The 22,749-nt window shown below is 44.0% G+C and carries 17 protein-coding genes; 7 read left to right on the top strand and 10 right to left on the bottom strand.

Translation table 11 applies throughout. The features are described 5' to 3' along the window. Window position 1 precedes the first annotated feature (1 nt). Window positions 2-2,146, top strand: a complete 2,145-nt coding sequence (locus PPIS_RS14765) for a peptidase domain-containing ABC transporter (RefSeq protein ID WP_010377617.1) — start codon at window positions 2-4, stop codon at window positions 2,144-2,146. Between the two features lie 49 nt (window positions 2,147-2,195). Here PPIS_RS14765 and PPIS_RS14760 read toward each other — a convergent pair whose 3' ends face one another. Next, window positions 2,196-2,384 carry a hypothetical protein gene (locus PPIS_RS14760; RefSeq protein WP_010377619.1) on the bottom strand — a complete coding sequence of 63 codons (189 nt, stop codon included), beginning with the start codon at window positions 2,382-2,384 and terminating at the stop codon, window positions 2,196-2,198. Window positions 2,385-2,620: 236 nt separating this feature from the next. On the opposite strand from PPIS_RS14760, the gene PPIS_RS14755 reads away from it, so the two are divergent. Continuing rightward, on the top strand, window positions 2,621-3,826 hold the full coding sequence (locus PPIS_RS14755) for a lanthionine synthetase C family protein (protein WP_010377620.1): 1,206 nt from the start codon (window positions 2,621-2,623) through the stop codon (window positions 3,824-3,826). An 8-nt stretch (window positions 3,827-3,834) separates the two neighbouring features. Beyond that, window positions 3,835-6,963, top strand: a complete 3,129-nt coding sequence (locus PPIS_RS14750) for a lantibiotic dehydratase (protein WP_010377621.1) — start codon at window positions 3,835-3,837, stop codon at window positions 6,961-6,963. Between the two features lie 45 nt (window positions 6,964-7,008). Here PPIS_RS14750 and PPIS_RS14745 read toward each other — a convergent pair whose 3' ends face one another. Next, window positions 7,009-8,574 carry an NAD(P)-binding domain-containing protein gene (locus tag PPIS_RS14745; RefSeq protein WP_010377622.1) on the bottom strand — a complete coding sequence of 522 codons (1,566 nt, stop codon included), beginning with the start codon at window positions 8,572-8,574 and terminating at the stop codon, window positions 7,009-7,011. A gap of 237 nt (window positions 8,575-8,811) precedes the next feature. On the opposite strand from PPIS_RS14745, the gene PPIS_RS14740 reads away from it, so the two are divergent. Beyond that, window positions 8,812-9,330 (top strand): hypothetical protein, encoded by a 519-nt coding sequence (locus PPIS_RS14740; RefSeq protein ID WP_010377623.1) that lies wholly within the window; start codon window positions 8,812-8,814, stop codon window positions 9,328-9,330. A 49-nt stretch (window positions 9,331-9,379) separates the two neighbouring features. Here PPIS_RS14740 and PPIS_RS25150 read toward each other — a convergent pair whose 3' ends face one another. The 6 genes from PPIS_RS25150 to PPIS_RS14715 form a co-directional block, all read right to left on the bottom strand. Continuing rightward, window positions 9,380-9,553, bottom strand: coding sequence for a hypothetical protein (locus PPIS_RS25150; protein WP_017218574.1), 174 nt, complete (start codon window positions 9,551-9,553; stop codon window positions 9,380-9,382). Window positions 9,554-9,788: 235 nt separating this feature from the next. Then, the gene (locus PPIS_RS14735; RefSeq protein WP_010377624.1) at window positions 9,789-12,335 is read right to left on the bottom strand and encodes a family 20 glycosylhydrolase; all 2,547 of its coding nucleotides are present in this window, start codon (window positions 12,333-12,335) and stop codon (window positions 9,789-9,791) included. Beyond that, entirely contained in the window at window positions 12,325-13,200 is an 876-nt protein-coding gene (locus PPIS_RS14730; RefSeq protein WP_010377626.1) for an ROK family protein, read from the bottom strand. The genes PPIS_RS14735 and PPIS_RS14730 overlap by 11 nt, the downstream gene beginning before the upstream one ends. A gap of 6 nt (window positions 13,201-13,206) precedes the next feature. Continuing rightward, a complete protein-coding gene (locus tag PPIS_RS14725; protein WP_010377627.1) occupies window positions 13,207-14,472 on the bottom strand; it encodes an MFS transporter in 1,266 nt (421 codons plus the stop codon). 106 nt (window positions 14,473-14,578) lie between these two features. Continuing rightward, on the bottom strand, window positions 14,579-16,066 hold the full coding sequence (locus tag PPIS_RS14720) for a tryptophan halogenase family protein (protein WP_021032523.1): 1,488 nt from the start codon (window positions 16,064-16,066) through the stop codon (window positions 14,579-14,581). A gap of 58 nt (window positions 16,067-16,124) precedes the next feature. Continuing rightward, entirely contained in the window at window positions 16,125-18,779 is a 2,655-nt protein-coding gene (locus PPIS_RS14715; RefSeq protein WP_010377629.1) for a TonB-dependent receptor, read from the bottom strand. Window positions 18,780-19,063: 284 nt separating this feature from the next. Here PPIS_RS14715 and PPIS_RS14710 point away from each other — a divergent pair, with 284 nt between their 5' ends. From PPIS_RS14710 to thpR, 3 genes are all read left to right on the top strand, one after another. Continuing rightward, on the top strand, window positions 19,064-19,930 hold the full coding sequence (locus PPIS_RS14710; protein ID WP_010377630.1) for a helix-turn-helix domain-containing protein: 867 nt from the start codon (window positions 19,064-19,066) through the stop codon (window positions 19,928-19,930). A gap of 171 nt (window positions 19,931-20,101) precedes the next feature. Beyond that, window positions 20,102-20,824 carry a helix-turn-helix domain-containing protein gene (locus tag PPIS_RS14705; protein ID WP_010377632.1) on the top strand — a complete coding sequence of 241 codons (723 nt, stop codon included), beginning with the start codon at window positions 20,102-20,104 and terminating at the stop codon, window positions 20,822-20,824. Window positions 20,825-20,844: 20 nt separating this feature from the next. Continuing rightward, entirely contained in the window at window positions 20,845-21,363 is a 519-nt protein-coding gene (gene thpR, locus PPIS_RS14700; RefSeq protein WP_010377634.1) for an RNA 2',3'-cyclic phosphodiesterase, read from the top strand. A 3-nt stretch (window positions 21,364-21,366) separates the two neighbouring features. Here thpR and PPIS_RS14695 read toward each other — a convergent pair whose 3' ends face one another. Further along, entirely contained in the window at window positions 21,367-22,020 is a 654-nt protein-coding gene (locus tag PPIS_RS14695; protein WP_248694212.1) for a lysozyme family protein, read from the bottom strand. Next, window positions 21,984-22,733 (bottom strand): hypothetical protein, encoded by a 750-nt coding sequence (locus tag PPIS_RS14690; RefSeq protein ID WP_010377637.1) that lies wholly within the window; start codon window positions 22,731-22,733, stop codon window positions 21,984-21,986. The genes PPIS_RS14695 and PPIS_RS14690 overlap by 37 nt, the downstream gene beginning before the upstream one ends. Window positions 22,734-22,749 lie beyond the last annotated feature (16 nt).

Below are 22,749 nucleotides of genomic sequence, written 5' to 3'. Positions count from 1 at the left end.
TATGGAAATGGAACATGAAGGCGCAGCCAATAAGTTAGAGTTTTGGTCGCGGAAATCTTTACCAGTGATCATCCAATCAGAAGCGGCAGAGTGTGGCCTCGCGAGTCTTGCTATGGTTGCTGGATATCACGGCTATCGCACTGATTTAACTCGCTTAAGGCAGCGTTTTAGTATTTCAATCGAAGGCTGTACGCTGCTCGACATTATGCACTTTGCTGAAAAGCTCCATTTAACTTCAAGGCCTCTGCGAATTGAGCTTGAAGATCTAGATGCGCTGCAAACACCGGCAATTTTACATTGGGACATGAACCATTTTGTGGTGCTTAAGAAGGCCAACGAAAAGCGCATTGTGATCCATGACCCCGCTGGTGGCGAAAAAACCTTTACGATGGAAGAAGCCTCCAAGCATTTTACTGGCGTGGCTTTGGAGTTAACGCCAACCAAAGACTTCGAAAAGAAAGAGCAAAAAGCGAGTCTTAGATTTTCCGATTTTTGGAGCCGTATTACGGGCTTAAAACGCTCGTTGTTACTTATTTTTATGCTTTCCATTTTGCTGCAAGTATTTACGCTAGCAGCACCCTATTATATTCAGCTGGTTATAGATGATGTCATACTCACTGGTGACACCTCACTCTTGACGGTGCTGGCGATTGGGTTCTTTTTAGTACTGCTTTTTGAAATCGCCACCAATGCACTGCGTGGCTTTACCTTGCTGCACTTTGGTAATCAGATGAATATTCAATTGGGGGCGAACCTATTTCACCACTTAGTGCGCTTACCCATCGCCTATTTTGAGAAGCGCCATATGGGGGATGTTGTTTCTCGCTTCGGCTCTCTTCAGCAAGTAAAGCAGCTCCTTACAACTGGGGTCATTGAGGCGATTATTGATGGCTTAATGGCGATTATTACCTTAGCGATGATCTTCTTTTATAGTCCTATGCTATCCGCTGTGGTGTTGGTGGCTGTGATCACTTACGCGATTATCAGAATGGCCATGTATAAGCCATTTCGCAATATCAGTGAGCAAGAAATCATGGCGCGCGCAAAAGAAAATTCCAACTTTATGGAAACGGTACGCGGGATCCAAACGATTAAATTATTTGGCTCAGAAGTAAAGCGAGAAGGACAGTGGCAAAATCGCTACGCTAGTGCGATTAACCACAATATCCGCTTGGGTAATTTTAAAATTGGCTATGACGCGATTAACCGCGCGCTATTTGGTGTTGAGAATATCATTGTGGTTTATTTGGCGGCACACTTGGTGATTGCTGGTGGATTTAGTACCGGTATGCTGTTTGCTTTTATGTCTTACAAGCGTCAGTTTATGGATAAGACCGCAAATCTTATAGAAAAGCTCATTGAGTTTAAGATGTTAGGCCTCCACTTTGACCGTATCGCTGATATTGCTTTAACGGATAAAGAAGAGTTACAACCAGATCAATATCGCAAACTGAATATCGAAGGCAAAATTGAAGTAAAAAATTTGTCGTTCGCATATTCAGACGCAACACCAAATGTTATTGAAAAACTAAACTTAACAATCAATGCGGGCGAGTCAGTAGCAATTACAGGGCCTTCTGGTTGCGGTAAGTCGACGCTACTTAAGTTAATGCTGGGGCTAAATAAACCATCTAATGGTGAAATCTTGGTGGATGGTATATCTCTTAGCCAAATTGGCGCTAGGCAATATCGCCAGCAGATTGCTGCGGTGATGCAAGACGATGAGCTCCTATCCGGTACTGTGGCTGATAATATCGCCTTTTTTGATTCACCAATCAATATGGAAAAAGTGGTGCACTGTGCCCAACTTGCCGCCATTCATGATGATATCAGCGATATGCCAATGGGGTATGACAGCTTGATTGGTGATATGGGGTCGAGCTTATCTGGAGGACAGAAACAGCGGATCATCTTGGCGCGTGCTCTATATAAAGATCCGAAAATACTGTTTATGGATGAAGCAACGAGTCACCTTGATACTGGGCTGGAAGAAGATATTAATGATGCAGTATCTCGGTTGAAGATAACACGTATTATCATCGCGCACCGGAAAGAGACCATTGCTTCAGCGGATAGAGAGATTAAGCTTAAAAAGCCGCAACATCATGAGGATGAAGAGCAGGCTTCGGTATCCGAACAAAAATAAACAAACCGAGCTACATGCTCGATTTGTTTATTTTTGCATTCATAGAGCGTTATGGGATCTGGCAAGTGTGCTCACGGCAAGAATGATTGCGACCCGTCCAGCAATCTCCGAAGCGATCAGTGAGTAAATAGTCAGCTTGCATACGACCACCAGCGATTTGTGGTGTCATATTAGCTGGAATAGATTTACTATCGTTGGAAAGTGCTTTGATGCATTTTTTGTTTAGTGCTAGTTTCATTCGTTTTTCCTTACTAACTTGCGGTTAATAAAAGTCCTTTCTTTCAATCCTTTTTGTACACGCTTTTTTAGCGTGTACAAAAAAGCTAGTACTCAAAAAATTAAATGTCAACAAATCACATAGTTTGTTTTGTTTTTATGTTTTGTGTGTATCAAAGTTTGAGTTTGGCTGAGCAAAAGGTTAACTTACCTGTAGTAAAAACAAAATTTATAAATAGAGTTGAAACAAGGATAAGTATGCTAAAGGCGTTAGATTTAGAAAAAAAAGAACAAATCCTGACTATAGTGGAAAAACTAGCCAAGCAGGTTGAATCAAATCTTGAAGCCGTGAACAGTAACGGTTTGCTTAGTGGTTTAGCTGGGCACTTATTGTTTTTATTTCGAGCTGCAAACTTTAATGATGCTTGGGTCGATGAGGAGAAATTTCATCTGGCGCTAGATAAGCTCCAAAATGAATTGGCAGAGCAAACCCCTGAACTGAGTTCAGGGCTAGCTGGGCAAGCTTGGGTGCTTGAGTATTTTAACCAGTATGACGACGAAGAGTATGATCCTGAGCTGCTGGGGGAGATAGATAACTTCTTTGACACTGCACTCGACTTTTCTCCTTGGACAGGAGAAATTGAAATGGTGTTAGGTCTTGCCGGATATTCTCCTTATATCTCACGTCGTGCAAAAAAGACTCAACAAAGTACTTTATTTGATCGTCTTGTTACGGGGTATGAGTCGGTTGCGGTAGAACTAGATGATCAGCAGGTTGCTTGGTCTCAGCCTAAGCAATCGGTATACCGATTCGATAAAGAAGATACAGAAAGTCACGAATTTAATTTAGGTCTGGCACATGGTGTCCCAGGCATTATCGCGGCTCTTATTCCTGCGCTTCAGGACGAAAAAGTAAAGCTGCGAGCGCAAAAACTGGTTGTTGCGGGTTGTGATTGGCTACTTGAACAGCAGAGTCATGCAGCTGATAGGCTCGCTTGTTTTGGCTCATGTGCAGGAGACGAACACCACTCTCGGTTAGGTTGGTGCTATGGCGACTTAACGATTGCGTTAACACTTGCAAGAGCTGGGCATGCGTTGGATAAATCGAGTTATGTTGAACAAGCATTAAATATTGCTTTGTTCAACGTCGACAGAGATGCAAAACAGGGTCATATCAACGACGCTGGACTTTGCCATGGTTTTTTTGGGTTAGTAACTGTGTATCAGTTGCTTAATAAGGTTATGCCTCACCCTAAGCTACAACAAGCGGCTTTAACCTGGCTTGATTATGGCCTAAGTCAGTATCAAGAACATGGGCTTAAAGCACTCTATTCATACAATGGCCTTGATAAGGTTCATCAAGAGGATTGCAGCTTTCTGATGGGCTTTGCTGGTATCGGTTTAGCACTTCTAGGTGTGCTAGATGACAATCTTGATTGGACAGACTGCCTACTAATGAGTTAAGGAATATTATGTCAGCCAAAATAACAATAAGCTCCTTTTTTGTAATAAGGACTCCAAAGCTGCCAATTGAGACCTTGTTCAATCAACAAGATAGTAATGCGATGTTAAGTGCCTGGCTTGCTACGCCAGGAGTAATAGAAGCGCTCTACGTTGCAAGCCCATCACTGCTTGAGCGGCTGGAGCAATGGCGTGAAAAGCCAGACTCTAAGCAAGGCAAAAAAGTGGCATTGGCGCTTTTAAGATACCTAATTCGAATGTCTTCTCGGCCTACGCCGTTCGGTCTATTTTCTGGTATTCATACTGGTAAAGTAGGTTCAGAAACTCGTCTGGTTAGTGATAGCGCAGAAAATGATTCGCGTAAAACTCGATTAGATATGTTTCTGTTGTCTGCAATTCGCTCTCATTTAGCAGAAACTGAAGCAAAATCAGATAATTTGTCTTATTTACCTAATCCATCTCATTACTTTATAGCAGATCAGTGCCGCTACATTGAAACTTACCTCTCTGATGACACCATGCAGTATCGCCTGAGTGCCGTTGATAGTGATGAGTACTTCATCACTATGCTGGAGCTGGCGAAACAGAAGCTAAGTTTTTCTCAGCTCATTGAGCAATTTTGTCTGCGCTATAGCGAAGCAGAATATGAGGAAGTTAGTGCATACCTTGAAGAACTCATTAGTGAAGGGGTATTAATTCCCGATATTCCGCTACCACTTACAGGTGAAAGCCCCGACATTGCGTTGATTAAAGCGTTGAAAAACGTTGCGCCTGTAGAAGTTTACGCCAAGTTGGAGCAAGCGATCCATGATCTTGCGGTGATAGATAAAGCGGGAGAGGCAAAGCCTGAGCAATACCAAGCCATTTTTAAATACCTTTCTGAGCTACCGGTTAAGGTTCAAGAAAACAAGCTTTTCCAATCAGATACCTACCGCACTTTTTTACATTGTGAGATGTCACAGCAAGAAGTTGCAAGGGTGAATAAACAACTGCAATTGATTGCGAGCTTAAATCGCAGCGCTAAGCATAACCCACTTGAAAACTTTATTAATAAGTTCAACATGCGGTTTGAAGGTCAATTTGTACCTTTGGATATGGTGTTGGATGATGAGTCGGGTATTAGTGTCTCCACTGAAACTGGCTATGATGCCCCGCTAGTAGGTGGTTTACAGTTGGGTCGAGCGAGTCGCGGACAAGCTAGCGCCCCTGAATATACCGAACTGGATCGCATTATTGAGCAGGCTGTGACATTGCCAAGTAATTTAGGCAAAAGCTGTGTGGTCCTGACCAGTAGCGAATTGAAGCAAAAAGTTAAGGATAAAGTAGAGCTTAACTTGCCACGTTCAATGGCAGTGATGTTGAGTTTATTTGAGGACGAAAAGTCTAATCCTGTGTTCAAGTTCAATGGCTGTTATGGACCGTCGGCAGCTAATCTTTTGGGTCGTTTTTGCCACCTTGATGAAACATTAAAAGAATCGGTTATTCATCATTTAGAGCAAGAACATAGTCACAGTGAAGAGGTTATCTTCGCAGAAATTGTACATATGCCAGAGGGAAGGCCTGGTAACGTGATTGCGAGGCCACATTTGCGGCAGTACGAAATCGTTTTTATGGCAGACAGTTCACTAGACCTTGAATACCAGATCCCACTAAGTGATCTGTATGTTTGGGTCGAAAGCCAGCAGGTAAAACTCTGGAGTAAGCGACTCAATAAACGCATTATTCCGCGTTTGTCGAGTGCTCATAACTTCTCTGCAAGAAGTTTAAGCGCGTATAAATTCCTTTGTATGTTGCAGCATCAAGAAAGTGAAACACCCAAGTTCTCATTGCCTTCGAGTCTAAGTAGAGCAACTTATGTACCTCGCATTATGCTAGATAACCTGATCTTGAATGAGAAGACATGGCGTATTGAACGTAAGGAGTTAGAGGGGTTGCTAGTTAATCAGCGTGTTCAAGCTAATAAACTTGAACAGCTGAAAGAAAAGTACTTATTGGACGAATGGGTGTGCTTTGCTGCAGGAGATAATATTCTCACCCTGAACTTAAGCCAAAGTGCGATGCTTGAAATTTTATTGATGGAAACCAAAGGTAGAAAAACAGTTGAGCTTAATGAAGTATTGAACTCTCAATTCTCATCTCGGGTAATGGATGCAAAAGGGCAACATTATGCTAATGAAATCATTGTCCCTTTACTTAATGAAAATGCGACTCCTCATACGCACTTTGCAGAAAAGCCACTAGAAAATATTACCGCTACACCAATCTCTCGGCGTTTCAGTGCGGGTTCCGAGTGGCTTAGTTTAAAAATATATTCAGGTAATACCATTGTTGAGCAGCTACTTTATGAGCAGTTATTGCCGCTTATTGAGGAAAATAGTGAATTGTTTGATAAGTGGTTCTTTATTCGCTATGGCGATCCGGATTGGCATCTACGCTTACGCTTCCAAGGCAAGCCAGCAGTGCTTTGTGGAGAGTTATTGCCAAAACTCAATCAGCTATTGTCACCTATGATAGAGAGCTCTCAGCTGCATAAAGTTGAATTAATGACTTATGAGCGAGAAGTAGAGCGCTACGGCGGTCCGCAATCGATGACTTTGATCGAAAGCTTGTTTATGTTTGACAGTGAGCTAATTGCGAAAAGTTGTCAACTAGTTGAAGCGTTCGGTGAAGATGTCCGTTGGCGTATCGCATTGGCTTGTACTAACCGTTTGCTGACGCTATTTGATTATGATGCGGAACGAAAGCTATCACTGATCTCTTCATTACGCGCGGGGTTTGGTAAAGAATTCAATGAGAGTAGCGCGCTTAGAAAGCAGCTCGGTAATCGTTATCGCGATCACCAAACGCAGCTCGATGATGACTTTACGAAGCTTAATATTGCGAGCCTAGCGCAATGTGATGAGACGCAACAAGCGATGTTGGCGCTTTTAGAGGCGTGGCAGAAGCAGGCAGAGCCAGTGGTGAAGGAAATTTTGACACTAGAAAAGTCAGGTTCACTTAATTTGAGTATACAATCATTACTCGGCTCTCTTTTGCATATGCATAACAACCGTATGTTTAAAGCTTATGGTCGAGAACAGGAATTTGTTATTCATGATATGTTGAGACGAAAGTACTTCTCTGAATCTAAAGTTTCTTAGATAATGAAAAGGTTGGCTTGGTTGCCAACCTTTTTCATTTATGAGTTATGCTGACACTTTATTTTGCATTTTCTCACCAACAAGTTTTGGTAATACTCGCTCAATGAACTGTTGAAGTGGCTTAACGTGCGCTTCTACGTCAGTCCAGTCCGCTTCTAAGTCCTCAATAATATGATGAGTCTCTATTACTTCACCCTGATAGCAAAGTTCAATGATAGGGTGTAGGAATTTACTTAACTCCGCATCAGTCGCGTTGTCTTTATGCACTCGAACCTGATTGAACGGGTCGCCTTCAATTGGTGCACCAAAGTCTAATGCTATCTGCAAATGATAGTGATCACCTAGGTGAGCATGGAGGTACGGACTCGGCAAGTGCTTATAATACTGTGCCATACCGCTCTTTGATACCGTAACTGCATCCACCATGAAGCCGTGCTGTTGCCATAGCGCGCTTGTCTCATTGATACGGTTCAGGATTGCACTGCCGATAGCTTCTGGCGTACCTAAGTGTTGGTCGCATGCAAGCGTAGTATCATGATGCTTTTGTTTTAGCATCTCGACTAAGGCGCGGCTATTGTATCTAAAGCCGTGAATAAAGCCTGAGGTCGACTTTCGATATTTGGTGGATTGTGTCAGCGTGCCGGCAAAATAAAGGCCTTTTACATTGATGGATTCAAAGCTGCAATCTAGAGATGGGAAGCGGCCTTCAATCATGAGATCAGGTTTTGCACTATCGGTAAAAATACTGCTGTCCATGGCAAATCCAGTACAACAAATGATCTCGTCATACTCTATGGTTTCTTGCTCACCATTAGCATGAGCATAACTAAAGTGCACGATAAAACGGTTGTCTTGTTTCTCAATACGCTTAATGTCGGCGTCTAAGATGGCGTTTTGCGACTTCAGTTGATAAGTATCTAGAATATTGTTGTTTACTGCACGTAGGTCGCCAACATAGTGGGTCTTCCATGCCATATCTAAAGGATTTGGACTACAAACGTGAATTAGGCTGGTGGCAGGGATAAGGTGATCAGCCGTTTCGAAAGCTGAGTTTCCTTTACCGATAACAAGTACGCGTTTGTTTTCATATGGTGCCAAATCAATATTTAAGTCTGAGTATTGTGTAACTAGCTCTATTCCTTCGATCTTCGGAACATAAGGTTTAGGGACACCTGTGCTGACGATGACGCGGGCTGCTGTATATTGTTCATTATGAGTTGTGGTTACAACGAAGTGATCGGCAATCTTTTCGACGGACTTAACACGCTGGTTATAAGCAACATTTAGCTGATTTTGGTCAACATAATGGTTGAGGTATTTGACTAAGTTATCAGCACTTGGGAAAAAGTCGCGGTCAAAACTGGAAAAGTTGAGGCTGTAGTCATCAGTTAAAATGGAGTTCCAATCGTGTCTTAAGTTGAATTCAGGGTTTGTTGAGCCGGTAAATACTTTATTAATTGAAATTAGTTTCCGGTGAATTGGGAATGTTTCAAAAAAACATCCTGCGCGCTGACCTGACTCCAACATGAGGTAGGACAAGCCACTTTGTTTTAGGTGGTAAGCGGTTTGGACTCCTGCTGGGCCTGCGCCAATAATAAGATAATCAAGCATGTTCGTTGTTCCTTGTTGGTGTTGGTGCTGCAACAACTACTCTAGACAGGGTAACGTTCCCCGCTTTCCCTATTGCAGTTATGATATTAATTTGTTGTATAATTGTTGTTTTAAAATGTGTATTAATTGTGTATTCGCAATGTTTTTTTACCAATTAGGGAGCGACAGGTTTACCTTAAGTACGCAACCTACGCATGAGGATTTATACTGAGTGAGACACAATCAATGGAAATAAAAATGATGAAAAAGTTCGGACTTGCCATATTGGTAGTATTCAGTACGCTATCTTGGGCTAATGAAAAATTAAGTGAAGAACTCTCGGTGTTTACACCTTATTTTGGTACTTGGCAATCGGACTTTGACGTGCCTTCAGATAAACCAAAGATGCAGGATGTAAGTCACTGGGAACGAGCTTTAAATGGCACAGCCATTCGTACCTTACATTCAATCAACGATGGCATGTACGGCGGCGAGTCATTAATTTTCTGGGATAAAAGTAAAAACAGCCTAGTGTTTTACTATTTTACGACGGCAGGGTTTTACACCCAAGGAACGATGGAAGTCCTTAGCCAGACCGAGTTTGTGGCTTACGAAGATGTCATTAATAATAAAGATGGCATTACAAAGGTGAAATCAACCAGTAAATTTGAGAGTGGTCAATTTACGGTGTCGACGCAATATATGAAAAACGGCGAGTGGACTCAACCTGAGTCGCGTGTTTACACGAAAAGTGAGAAAGAGGTTAAATTTAAGTAAGCCTTAAAGTGCCTCCTTGGAGGCACCGAACTGTGTTATTTGCTCTCAATTAGTAAATATCAGGGCAAGTATGGCGACCACACGTATTGGCAACACAATGCGTTAGCCTGTCTTGGCTGAAACGAAGCGCACCGCCTGCAACCTGTGGAGTCATTACGGCAGGTACAGTTTGCTTGTCAGCTGATAGGGCTTTGATTTTCTTCTTGTTTAACGATAATTTCATTTCAGTATTCCTTCTAAATTATAGGCTCTGATTGAGCTCATTATGTCGTAGTTATGTCATCTGATTTATTCTTAAATGAACAAAAAAGCAACATAACAACCAAGCTAAAACATATTGCTTACTTTTTCAATATTTTGCTATTAGTTACATTTTTTCAACGTTCTTTTGCGTCTGATAATGGTGATAGAGATGCTAAGCACTAAGTGGGCTTAGCATCACATGTCGATCTTATTCGTTATTTTTTCTCTAAACTCAAAGCTCGTCCTTTGCGGCCGGAGTTTGGCTGCGCTGCTCTAAGCGCCTGTACTTGATTAAGTGAGGTATTGAAGGGCACCCAGTTGCCGTTTTCAAGCTGTGCTTCGATAACAAAACCCGGGATGGCACTAAAAGCGTCGAGTTTTGCTTCAGATAGCTGTTTTGCGGCGACGACAGGGATGCGAAACTCAATTCCGGCTTGTGCTAATTTAGGCAGCTCTTGAAGGCCCAAAATAGCCACGAATCGTTGCCAATCAGCCTCACGTTGCGCCTGTAGCTTAGCCGTAAAATATCCGCTAGACTGGCTGTATATACGACCTGCTTGGTACGGTAATTCCCACTCGGCATGGTGCCATGCTCGCTCTGCAAGGGCCAATAGCCGTGGATAAAGCATGTATTCGGCTTGTGTATCACTGCGCAGCATTTCACTCCATAAGTGCCCTTGTAGCCCGGCAAACTTAACCCCTTTGTTTAGTGATGAGTCGCTGTCGTTAGCTATGTAGGCGTGGTGATTGGTATTTTTCCAGATCTCTGCATGCGCAGGGAGGTTGTCTGGCATAAATTCAAACATCTTTTTGCTTTCGATAGCGCGACTTGCCCAGTGATTACCACGCTCTTCTGGGTGAGATTGATATGGAAAGTCAAAGTAGGTTACATCAGGGCTAGACAAGACAACCTGCCAGCCCTGATTGGCGAAGCGATGCGCGACGGCGTGCCCGTTTTCGCTTAATGTCGCCCAAGCATTGCTCTGTACGTTTGCTGGCATATTTGCAGCACGTACATCACCTAAACCGTCGCTCCACCCTGCAACCTGTATTCCTTTTTTATCAAGTAACTTTGCGATCCGCTCAATGAAGTAACCGTTAAAGTTGGTAAAATCTTTCACGCTTGCCTGCAATTTTTTACAAGCCGGCGACTCTAGCCAAGCACCTGCGGTTTCATCTGCACCTATATGGTAAGTGTTGAGTGGTACACCTGCACGGTCATGCAGCACTTTTACTTCGCTTAATACTTTGTCGATAAAGGTGTAAGTGTTTGCAATACAGACATTTAGCGTGTTGTCGTTGTAATGTTGAATGGAGCTATAACGCGTCTTGTCAGCAGCTTCTACTAACCGGTACTGCTGTGCATCCTCTGGTTTGCCTTGTGCCGTCAGCTTTTTATATCGCGCCTCCATGGCGATGATTGCAGCACGTGAGTGACCAGGCATATCTAATGAGGGTAACACCTCGATATGATGCGCCTTGGCATAGCGCAGGATCTCAATATAATCCTCTGCAGAGTAAAAGCCATTCACTTGCGCGTTTTTATCATTCCCTGCGCCTAATTGCGGCAATAGGCAGCGAGTTTCGGTCAAATCAAAGCAGCGATAAGCGCCGATAGAGGTGAGTTCATCAAGACCGTCGATGGCTAAGCGCCAGCCTTCATCATCCGCTAAATGAAGGTGCAGTTTATTTAGCTTGTACGCTGCCATCTGTTCAATGGTTTGTAAAATAAAGGCTTTGGAGCGGAAGTTGCGGGCAACATCGACGTGTAAACCACGAAAGTCATACCTTGGTGTATCAATAATATCCACCATGGGAATACTCAAATCATTGATATCCAACAGTCCTGCAAGGCTTTGTAGCGCATAAAATGCAGCGGCGCTGTTATTGGCTTGGATTGAGATGTTATTTTTGCCGACCGTCAGTTGATAATGTGGACTTGATTGTTTATTTGGCTTTACAGCGACATTAACTACAAGTCCGTCCTTGGTGCTTTTTACCCCGAGGGTATTGAGTCGCTGTTGTGCCATGGCGATAGCATCAGCTGAAACGCCTGAAAGTTGCAGATTAATACCGGCTGCTAGATTGAGTCGTTTATCGGACAGCACTGTCAGTTGTTTGGGCTTTGGTATCAGCCCAATTGCAGCATCAAGAGTTGGCTTCACTTGATGTTGATATAAGTATTCGCTGCCCATCCACTGCGTGTCATCTTTACTGCTGATTTGCAGCTGGTTGAGCGTAACAAATGGCGTCAAATAAGGTTGCAGCTCAAGTCCTGTGTCTTTATCGCGCTGGGTTTGCGTGCTTTTGATCACTTGTGGGGTGAGCTTAAGCTGCGCGTCCGTTACAACATAATTTGGCATAAACTCCGAGCGTGTAACCTGAGAGTCCTTGGTATAAAAGCGCACGGTAGTGGGAGTACTTGAAAACCCACTAAACCCTGCTGCAGGCGTGATTTTGTGAATATCACCATTGATATGGGTGATGGCAAAGTTATCGCCCTCAACATGGTAAATCGGCATCAGTTGGCTAAAAAAGATAGCAAAGTCATTATTTGCCTTGGTATTTTCTGTAGCTACGCTAAAGCTCAGCTCTGAGTAATAACACTTTTGTTGTGCCTTGGGGTAGGTGCTCGGCTTGCTATCAAGCAAGGTGTACTTTACATCAAGATTTTGGCCTAACCAGTTTACTGCGGTTTGGTCGAGCGCATAAAGGGGTGACGACACCCCAAAAAGTAGGGCCATAAGCCGATTAAACTTCATTGGCTAGTTCCTTGTTATCATGGTTAATTTTATTGTGTTGAAACAATCCGTATGCCTCTAAAAGTGGCGCGTGATTTAAGGTGCTTGGAATGACACGAACGGATTGATATAAAGCATTGCCAAGCAACTGCTGCATCTTGGCTTCAAGTGCGGCGTTAAAATAGTCATATGAATGCGTCACGGAGCCGCCTAGTACAATGACATCTGGGTTCAGCACCATGACTACTTGCGCGAGTGCATGACCAACGTGACCGCCAAAAGTCTCAAATTGTTGTAGTGCAAATGGGTCGCCACTGCCTGCTTGTTCGGCCAACCATCTCCCTTCAATTCCTTGTCGCCCAAAGAATTGTCCTGAAGCATAATCTTCAATAATTCCATCAAGATAGCTTAAGTTGCCTAGCTCTCCTGCAGCACTATGGTTACCCGTATATAAATTACCGTTAAACACAAAACCGGCACCAATGCCTGTGCCAAGGCATACGCCAATTAGGTTGTTGGCATGGTGGCCACCATATAAGTATTCACCAAATGCAAAGCAGTTTGCGTCATTATGGACAACAACGGGCAAAGAAAAGTGCTGTTCTAACAATCCCTTCAGAGGCACATTTTGCCAATGAGGAATATTTTGTGTTGTCAGCACGGTGCCGCTGCACACATCCAGTGTGCTTGGTACGCCAATCGCAATACCAGTTGTTTCGGTCGTTAGGTTTTCTTCAATTAAACGGATAACAAAGGCATTAACTTGGTCTAAGTTGGCCTGACTAGGCACCGCATATTGGCGTACCTGCTCGACCTGAGTGTGCGTAACCGAAGCCGCAAGCGCTTTGGTGCCTCCCAAGTCAATACATAACAAAGAGTGATTCATCGTAATTTAACTATTTTCATTTAGAGGTTGAGACAGCGTCTTTTGACTATTGCCAAAAGTTTTATTTTTAATCAAAGGGTTAGCCCATACGCCAACACTCAGAATATAGCTAAGTGGCAGTAGTAACAGCAGGGCAGCAAGTTGTAAGTTGTTACTCAATTCAGCCGCAAAACCTATGATGGGAGACATAAAAGCACCGCCAATGATCCCAGTACATAAAATCCCTGTGATTGCGCCATGGCCGGTTTTGAATGAATTTAATGCCAGAGCAAAGATGACCGACCACATAATGGAGAGGAAGAATCCCACCATTGGAAAAGCAATAAGCGCTACGGTAGTGCTACCGAATAATGCACTTAGCAGTGCGATAGCGGCGCCAGAGCTGAATAAAATCAAAAGCTTTTGTGCATCAATAAGTTTAAGTAGTGCCAGTCCAAGTAAACAGCCTAAGGTTAGGCATAACCAGAATTCGCTCACCACTTTTGCGCCTTCGGTGGCTGGGTCTAGGTCATGATATTGCTGCAAAAACACGGAAATAAGGTTCGCGACACCTTGTTCTAGCGCAACATAAGCGGCGATGGCGGCAAAAAATTTCAATACGGTTTTATCTTTAAAAAAACCGATACTTTGTGACCAGCTCAGCTGCTGCTTTTTCTGCTCGGGTACCGCGCTAAATGGCGTAAATTGCGAGAGCAATAGCATCACGACGCTTAGGATAGCGAATACCGCATAGATACTTAGCCAAGCTTTGTCTGCTGGGATAACACCAGAAAGTGCCCCGCCAAATCCCTCTGCGGTGGTGACTTGAGACTGTAGTTTGCTATACACCAGAGGCGCGAGTGTTGCGGCAGCACCAAACATCAACTGCGCAAACACCGAAAGCACGGCAAAGTGTTCTGAACCACCGCTAGCGCGTAATAGTGGATTGATAGCCACTTGCAGTAGTGCCATGGCACAGCCGAGCATAAACAACGCAACCATGGCAATGGCAAACGTTGGCATTAGCACAAAGGTCGTTGCGCCAATTGCAGCAAGGGTAAATGCGAGCTGCATAACGGTTTTTTCTCCAAAACGCTGAACTAGCAGTCCCGCCGGAATAGACATCACACCATACGCGATAAAAAAGGCGAACGGGAAAAACCCCGCGAGCGATAGGCCTATGCTGTAACTTTCTATTAGTGCTGGAAAAATCGCGCCTAAAATATTGGTGATAAAGGACACCGTAAAAAAGGTTGCCAATACTAAGGCAATCACTAGGTAGCTTTTTCTCATGTTGTATTTCCACCTTCATTAGAGAGCAGGTGATGGCGTGGCGATCTCGCTTGTGGGCAGACAAACAAAAAGATCAAGGGGAATCTCACCACCACCCGCAATTGGGTTATGCGCGGAATGCTTGTGCTCGCTGTATTTGTTCCAGTGCAGTTGTATGGGCAGTAAAATGCTCATCACTAAGCTTCGTTAGATAGGCCTTGGCCGCCTGTTCGATATGCTGTGGTGCTTGATCAAAGGGCATTTGGCAGGTGCTATCGCGATGATCCATGCCGCCAAGTAAGCAATACCAACTGGGACGAATATAGGGAGAGTACATCCTGTGTTGGTTGAGCCAAGCATCAAAATCACCACCGCTACGCCAGTGTGTGAGCAGCTCATCGAGCTCGCTTAAGCTCAGTGCCGCGACTTTTGCATCATGCCAATACTGCGTATCTGCGCGCTTGCTGGTGGCGTAATGTGCCAGAACATACTCTTTAATACCGAGCACCAGATCTGACAGTTGTTGATTGATGGCTTGTACCTCGAGCTGTTGTGAAAGCAGCCTATTCAATAACTCAATGCTATAACCTGTGACCATCAGCGCGGTGGCTTCGAGTGGTTCAATAAAGTTCTGCGCGAGACCAATAGCAAACACATTGCCTTCAACACTGCGTGTCATCATGCCCACTTTCATGGTGAGGTGTTTGGCTTGCCCTTTATCGAGTTGCGCGGCTTGACGCAGCTGAGCCTCAGCCTCTTCGGTGGTGGTATGTGCGCTGCTGTACACGTAACCATGTCCGGTTCTGCCTTGTAGCGGGATCTGCCAGCGCCAGCCGCACGGCATCGCGATAGCTGAAGTGCTTGAAGGTAGCGGGTTTATTTTATCGCCGGCAATCGCGACAGCTGAATCATTGAGTAACTGATCTGCAAAGGAAATAAAGGGCACTTCGAGTGTTTTCTCTATCAGCAGGGCGTTAAACCCTGAGGCGTCGACGTAAAAGTCGCTTTTCACCTGTGCACCCGACTCAAGTGTCAGTGCAATAATTTCTTTGGCGTGATGTTGTACGCTACTCACCGTACTTTGAATATGCATTACGCCTCGCGCTAGGCTAAATGCCCTTAACCAATCTGCAAGCTTTTGCGCATCAAAATGATAGCCGTACTCAAGCGCCCTTGGTAATGGACGCTGTGGCAGTGGTGCTTGTTGCTTGTCGGCAAGTACTGCGGCTAAAAAGTAATGTTCGGGCTTATCTATATATTCGCTACCACGACGTCTGGCGTTGGCGTTGACAAAGTAGACTTCCGCTGTTTTTGCATCCATTTCAGAGAAGAAGGGATGGAAATAGCTGCCATTGTCGCCATTCCAGTTATCAAAATAGATCCCGGTTTTATAGCTTGCTTGGCATGCGGGCATCCAATCGCGTTCTTTCACACCAAGACTTTGCATAAAAAGCTGCAAATGTGGCGTTGAGCCTTCGCCAACGCCAATTCTGCCAATACTCGATGACTCAATCACCGTAATTGATAAATTGGGTTGATGCTTTGCAAGGTAGGCTGCGCACATCCAACCGGCTGTACCGCCACCAAGGATGGTGAGTGACTGTATTGTTTTCATAGGCAAATGAGTTTTCATAGGCAAATGACCCCAGCCGTAAGCGACTGGGGCTCCGAGGTTAGAACTTATAGCTGACGCCAAGGTAATAACGCGTACCAAATTCAATGGTGTTCTGCGTTAAGTTGTAGTTGGTGTCGTAAGATTGAATAACCTCATTGGTCAGGTTTACACCCTCTAAGCTGACATCCAGATTTTCCATTGCATGCCACACCAACGATGCATCCCATTGTTGGTAGCTATCATTGCGCACCGCTTGTGCTGCACCGACGCCAATCCATTCACTACGCCAGTTATAAGCGATACGTGCACTGAACTGCTCGTTTTCGAAAAATAGCGAGCCATTGAATGAGTTTTCAGATACTCCCGGCACCATTTCTTTTGCATTATCTGGTGTGGTGGTTTCACTATCCACGTAGGTGTAGTTAGTAATAAAGCCGAAGCCATTATCAAAGCTATGTTGAAGCTGCAGTTCTATCCCTGTTACGTCACCGTCTCCGTTACTACGTGGGCGTGTGACTCGGCATTGATCATACTTAGAAGGGTCGGTACCGCATCCGTCTACATATTCAATCGCTTCGGTAGAAAAGACAACGTTGTCAATTTTCTTCACAAAAACGGCTGCTGAGAGCAAGGAAGCTTCGGTAAAGTAATATTCGACGCCAATATCAGCTTGATCTGCTTCGTATGGTTTAAGGTTCGGGTTACCACCGGTGGCAGAACCAAAGTTAGCATCAATCGCTAGACCTGGTTTTAAGTCGTTATAATTAACTCGAGACATAACGCTAGAGGCGGCCGCACGGATGATAATGTCGTCGCTGTAGTCATAAGCGAAGTTGATGCTCGGTAGCCAGTTGTCGTAGTCAACCGTTTCATCGAACACCGTGTTATCAACATAACCGCTGGACTGCTGTTCTGTATCCACATAGCGTAAGCCGATATTACCGCGGAAGTTTTCACCGCTGAATTCACTTTGCACATAGATAGCGAGCATATCTTCTTCGACATTGTAGGTTTTACCAAAATCTTGCTGCTCGATTAATTCACCCGCCTCATACTTGCCAGTGATAAAATTCCACCACTTATCTTCATTTAGCTTGGCGTATGAATTAAGAATATGTCCGCCCGTTTGCGAATGAAGATTGGTAAAAATACCATCACTCCAGTTAGCTAAGCTATTACCATCAGGGACAAAACCAACAACATCCGCTGGATTTCTTTGTATTGCGATACGTGCAAATTCGTTTTTATTAACCTTCACACCCGCTTTGATGTTCTTGAAGTAATCATGCTCTAGCATCCACTTGATATCGGCTTGCGCATAACTTACCTCATGTTCTTGAATCGTAGTTTGGAAGTTTGATTCATGAGCAAATTTGAGCTGTGAGGCATCGGTTGGGTCTAGCGAATCAAACCAAATTTGATAAGGGCCGGATGCATCGTAAGTAAAGCCGCCATCAGTACTATTTTGACCGTTAGGGAAGGCTGGATCGCCAATTTTTCCACCCTCATCTGTTGCCGGGATCCACCAACTTGAGGAGCCAAACTGTGTACCACCATCAGATGTTGATCGACCAATAACACCGCTAATCTCGAAAGTTTCACCGACGTATTTACCACTGAAGTTTAAAGCATCGACTTCCATATTTACGGCGTTACGAACAGTAGGGTTGTATATGATGTTCGCGTAAGCTGGCAAAATACGCGCACGCTGTGTACCGCCTGCAGCGTTGTTTTGTACATCAACAGCACCTGCACCACGGGCACTTACGGTAAGAAAGTTATGGTTTACATGTGGATTGTCAAACTCAAAGCGAAAGTAGTCTACCGCAAATTCGGTGTTATCGCTTGGTGCAAATTGCGCGGTAAGTTGCGCGCTGGTGCGCTCGCGCTCAGCTCTGAATGCTTGTGAGCCGATAGCCCAAGCGCCCACTGTAGATGCTTGTCCCGTGTCTTGATCCGCCGCAAAATATTCATAGTAGCCACCAATGGATTCAATAACGTGACGGCCTGAAGTCAGGTTCTCAATAGAGTATGCTGCGAGCACACCAAATTTTTCATCGTCACTTTTCCAGCTACCTAAAAATGAGCCACTTATATCATTTTCATCATACAAGGTAGATCGGCCCATTTCTGCTGACACCATGTAAGTGTGTGCATCTAAGTCCAGTGGCTTACGCGTGACAAGATTCACTGTACCACCCAGCGCACCTTCTTCAAGGTTTGCTTCAGGCGTTTTGTAGACGTTCACTGCCGAAACTTGCTCTGCTGATAACAGCTCCATGTTAAAAGTACGCGTCGATGGACCCAAATCATACCAATCGGTACTGGCAACGGATTGGCCATTTAATAAAATACGCGATTGCTCGGGCGCGGTACCACGGATAGTAACACCACTTACTTCACCATGTTGGCGGTCGACCGTGACCCCAGAAATACGCTGTAGCGCATCACCAATGTTTTTGTCGGGAAACTTACCAATATCTTCCGAGGTGATAGCATCAACAATACCATCTGCAAAGCGCTTGGTGTTCATTGAAGCTTCAAGCGAGCGGCGAATGCCTCTTACTTCAATTACTTCGACTTTTTCTGTTGCGCTTTGTTCTTCGGCTAATGCTGATGGTGCAGCGGTGAGTAAAAGGGGGGATAAGATACTTGCTGTCACGATGGCGGCAAGTTTATTCAATTTAAATTGCTTCAACTTAGTTGTTTTCATTGTTCTGCCCATTGTTCCTATTTGTTGTTGGCAGAAGCTAGGGTATCGCCTTGAGTGTTTTTTAAGCGGTATATTTCTATCTACTAATGATACTTTTCACGCTTAAATGAGCGTAATTTGACAAAAATACTTCACTGCACTTCAGGCTGTCGCTATATTTCGATAGATTAATATTGTTTAGTGATTGAATTTGCATGGTGTGCAACTAAGTGTAACGAGTAGTTGTTTTAAAGTTTATAACATGCCGATTTTAAATAAGTTTATTAATGTAAAAGGAAATTGCTATGCGAGCGATGTACGAGAAAGTACTACCATCTCCTGGATGTTCATGGCGTTATTGCCTGTATCAATTACCCGAAATTCCCTTTAATTGGCACTATCATCCGGAATATGAGATCTGTTTGACGCTCAACAGTGTCGGTGTATGTCATGTGGGTGACCATATTGCCCCTTACGAAGACTTAGATTTGGTGATCCTAGGCCCTGACTTACCACATACTTGGCAGTCAAAACCGAATCCGGATCACTCCGCTCACGTTGTCCATGTTGCACAAATACCCGCACACTGGTTGGAATCTTTAGTGGCTCAGCATCCTGAATTACATGGCTTATCTGAATTGTTAAATGCAGCGCGCCGTGGCGTCAAATTTCCTGTGGAAGTCGCAAGGCAAGCGAAAAAGTGGTTTGAGCAAATCGCGGATGCCGAGCCGTTAATGCGCTTTGTGCTTTTGCTTGAAATGTTAACGCGGATGACGACATCGAATTATCAACATTTAGCCAGTAGTGGCTTTCGCTTTGACGCCCGCCATGACCCCGCGAAAGACAAGTTCGACCGAGTTATTGCCTATATCTATGATAATTACACCGACAAATTAAGCGCCGATGAGCTTGCACAGCAAGTGCACATGAGCACCAATCACTTTCATCGTTTCTTTAAAAAGCGCACGGAGCGAACTGTGACGGAGTTTATCAATCAACTGCGTATTGCCAAGGCCTGTAAACTATTAATTAGCTCAGCCTCTCCTATTAGTGTGATATCGGATCAATGTGGTTTTAATAATATTTCTAATTTTAATCGTCGTTTTCAAGCGTTGAAGGCGTGTACGCCCAGTGAGTTTCGTGCACGGCTGCACCAAAAGGCATTGTATTGATCTGAACGTGGGCCTGTTTATTGTGCGTTTTAATCAAAACTTCAATTCAAACCGTGAATATTTCGTAATGCTATGATATTCATGCTTATTCCTAAATATTCAACTTGGTATTTATCAAGGAATTGCCAAGAATGTGCCGGGTCGCAACAACAATAAACGAGGATGACCGTGATGACACTAGGACACTTTATTAAACAGATCCGTACACAGAAAGGCTTAAGCCAACCCCAGCTAGCTGAGCAAATGTGTGTTGAGCAAAGCTATTTATCTAAACTAGAAAACGACAAATCCGTGCCTTCTAACGAGGTATTTAGAAAGTTGCTAACGGCGCTCAATTTATCTTTAGATGAGTGTATGCAAACCCTTTCAACACTAGGGAAGCGTGAAGAATTAAGCCAAATTCCAGATATAGAGTATTGGTATAAGCAACATCAACAATCAAAACAAAAGCAATATAAGCAACTTGCGATATTCGCTATTTTGCTAGTGTCTCTCGGTGTCGGGTTATTTTGGAGTGGCTACAAACAGATATTTTTTAGTGAAAGACTGTTTGAATATGAATCTCAGGGTGTATTGCAAGCCGGTGAGCCCGTGGAGCTATATAGAAAGTGGCGCTTTCTCCTTGTTCCTCATAGTAAGAATAGTGATCTTGAATTTGTGGAGCAAGTTGAGCTTGCCATGGCGAAACGTTTAGACAAAAAAACGGAGCTTTTCTCAGATTACAGAGGAGGCGCTTACACCGAATCGGTAACTGATGGCAGAAGACATTATCGTTTTCAAGGGTCTAGATTTGTTGAGCGTGTAGAAAACGCCTGGTTGCAATTTGTTGGCTTATTGTGCCTCTCTGCTGGGGTTATGCTAACTTTAGTAGGTAAGCGGCTAGTTAAACCTTAGATTATCAATATAGGTGTAAGATGCAAAAACGATTATTTTTTGGTATTGGCATGGATGACGACGCTCGAGCGCATATAGGCCAGTGGCTGGTAGATAGTGTGAGTGCGAGTAAAGCCAATACTCAGCCGAATAATTGGCATCTTACACTGGCGTTCCTTGCGATGGTAGAAGAGTCAAAAGTAGCCGAGCTTTGTGATTTTGCGAGTAGCTTATCGGTGCCTAAATTTACACTCACCTTTAGTGACTATGGCTACTGGCAGCACAATGGCATATTTTACTTAAAGCTCGAACAAAAACCACAAGCTTTGCTTGATTTAGCCAATCCACTGCGTGCTTTTGGAGAAAAATGTGACCTCTATCACAACCCGCATCCGTTCTCACCACATATCACACTATTTAGAAATTGTAAGCCAGAGCCGAGTGTTACGAAGCCCATTACGCCTTTCTCACTCACGGTAAAGAAATTTCATCTATATCACTCTCACCGCAATGAGCGTGGCTTGATCTACGACCCTATCGAGTCCTTTTTTCTGAGCTGAACTTTAGGACAGCCAGCGCTTTAGCTTTTTAACCAAAGTTTCGAACCAAGTCAGTTGATAACGCTGGTATTTGTCGCACTTGAGGAATAGCTTTTTGGTGGCCTCGTTTCGTGCTGGACTAATATGTAGGCGACTGCACTCTTTACTTGCGCTGTGCCAATCTTGTGCGCTGACGGCTTTAATCAAATTAGGAAAGGCCAAAAATAACTTACTGGTACCAAGGTTGTAAGCCATATCCAATAGCGCAATCTTAGCGGGGGTTGGTAATAGCTGATAAGGAATGCTGCCAGTTTCTTGCTTGGCAAGAAAATGAATGAGGTACTGTTCAAATTCTTTGATTTGCTCTATAAGACATTTTTTAGACGCTTTTGGTGGCAAGGTAAGCTCGGTATATTGCGCATACCAAGAAGCCTTGTAGCCGCTGGGTTTGCCCTTAATATTACGGTATTCATCGCGCTTTTGTTGCAAGGTGGCAGACCGTTTAGAGCGCCTATCTCGCATTGGTAATTGGCAGAATTGCTCAACACTTTGCATGTGAAAGCCAACACCAATCGTCGGATTGGCATTCACATCTAGGTACAAATGTAGCACCTCACCTTCAAACTGCATGAGGTGAGTGATTACTCGCTGATAGAATTTATCTGTGTTGTTGAACAACTAGGTACCTCAGTGATCACTGCTTTTTCATTGGTGGTATAGCACTGTTTTAGTATAGAACAGTAGCAGGCCTCTGCCTTAAAAACCGATTTGTGGGCATCAATTTTATCCCATAATCCACGATTAAAATTGCTTTTTGGCATGGTAAAAATGTTGAAAGTGTCGCCATCTGCCAGCAAAATCTTTTGTGGCGCACTGGAAACATACCAGCCAAACTTTTTTAGATAATTGATATTTGACTCTTCGTTTTGAGCATCGCTAAGCGCTGCTTGATAGGCATTGAGGTTGCAGCATGCATCCATAAGTTCGGTAACATCAAAGTAATTTTCGCCATCAAGCTCGTACTTAATGTAGTGGATTATGGCAGGGCCAGTCCCCGAATTGCGAATATCGACTCTAATCGTTGCTTGAGTCGACTCTAAATCAAAATTGCTATAGCTGAATTGAAGCCATGGCCAAGTTTCAGTTTTTAGCTGCTTTTCGGCTGCGGAAACCTGCTCTTGAGCAGCTTTTGCCTGCAGATAAGTGGCGTAAAACGATGCCGCTGAAATAAACATCGCACACAAAGCCAAAATGGTGTTCATTTTGGAGCGAGAAAGTTTAAAGGAGCCCCTTGAGTGTCTCGAGCTGTGTGGCTGTGGCCGAGCAGGCTTTGCTGCCTGCGTTTCGGCTACATTTTCAGAGGGTAAGTTATTATTCTTATGTTCTGACATATTTATCCAACTGACA

This window comes from Pseudoalteromonas piscicida (genome assembly GCF_000238315.3).
Lineage (GTDB): Bacteria > Pseudomonadota > Gammaproteobacteria > Enterobacterales > Alteromonadaceae > Pseudoalteromonas > Pseudoalteromonas piscicida.
This window is presented reverse-complemented; position numbering and strand designations above follow the sequence as displayed.

What these genes read in the sequence shown, in the direction of transcription:
- PPIS_RS14755 (WP_010377620.1), top strand. Translation starts at nt 2,621, where the DNA reads ATGCTAAAGGCGTTAGATTTAGAAAAAAAAGAACAAATCCTGACTATA.
- PPIS_RS25150 (WP_017218574.1), bottom strand. Translation starts at nt 9,553, where the DNA reads ATGAAATTATCGTTAAACAAGAAGAAAATCAAAGCCCTATCAGCTGAC.
- PPIS_RS14690 (WP_010377637.1), bottom strand. Translation starts at nt 22,733, where the DNA reads ATGTCAGAACATAAGAATAATAACTTACCCTCTGAAAATGTAGCCGAA.
- PPIS_RS14730 (WP_010377626.1), bottom strand. Translation starts at nt 13,200, where the DNA reads ATGAATCACTCTTTGTTATGTATTGACTTGGGAGGCACCAAAGCGCTT.
- PPIS_RS14740 (WP_010377623.1), top strand. Translation starts at nt 8,812, where the DNA reads ATGATGAAAAAGTTCGGACTTGCCATATTGGTAGTATTCAGTACGCTA.
- PPIS_RS14760 (WP_010377619.1), bottom strand. Translation starts at nt 2,384, where the DNA reads ATGAAACTAGCACTAAACAAAAAATGCATCAAAGCACTTTCCAACGAT.
- PPIS_RS14745 (WP_010377622.1), bottom strand. Translation starts at nt 8,574, where the DNA reads ATGCTTGATTATCTTATTATTGGCGCAGGCCCAGCAGGAGTCCAAACC.
- PPIS_RS14720 (WP_021032523.1), bottom strand. Translation starts at nt 16,066, where the DNA reads ATGAAAACAATACAGTCACTCACCATCCTTGGTGGCGGTACAGCCGGT.
- PPIS_RS14765 (WP_010377617.1), top strand. Translation starts at nt 2, where the DNA reads ATGGAAATGGAACATGAAGGCGCAGCCAATAAGTTAGAGTTTTGGTCG.
- PPIS_RS14750 (WP_010377621.1), top strand. Translation starts at nt 3,835, where the DNA reads ATGTCAGCCAAAATAACAATAAGCTCCTTTTTTGTAATAAGGACTCCA.
- PPIS_RS14715 (WP_010377629.1), bottom strand. Translation starts at nt 18,779, where the DNA reads ATGAAAACAACTAAGTTGAAGCAATTTAAATTGAATAAACTTGCCGCC.
- PPIS_RS14705 (WP_010377632.1), top strand. Translation starts at nt 20,102, where the DNA reads ATGACACTAGGACACTTTATTAAACAGATCCGTACACAGAAAGGCTTA.
- PPIS_RS14725 (WP_010377627.1), bottom strand. Translation starts at nt 14,472, where the DNA reads ATGAGAAAAAGCTACCTAGTGATTGCCTTAGTATTGGCAACCTTTTTT.
- PPIS_RS14710 (WP_010377630.1), top strand. Translation starts at nt 19,064, where the DNA reads ATGCGAGCGATGTACGAGAAAGTACTACCATCTCCTGGATGTTCATGG.
- thpR (WP_010377634.1), top strand. Translation starts at nt 20,845, where the DNA reads ATGCAAAAACGATTATTTTTTGGTATTGGCATGGATGACGACGCTCGA.
- PPIS_RS14735 (WP_010377624.1), bottom strand. Translation starts at nt 12,335, where the DNA reads ATGAAGTTTAATCGGCTTATGGCCCTACTTTTTGGGGTGTCGTCACCC.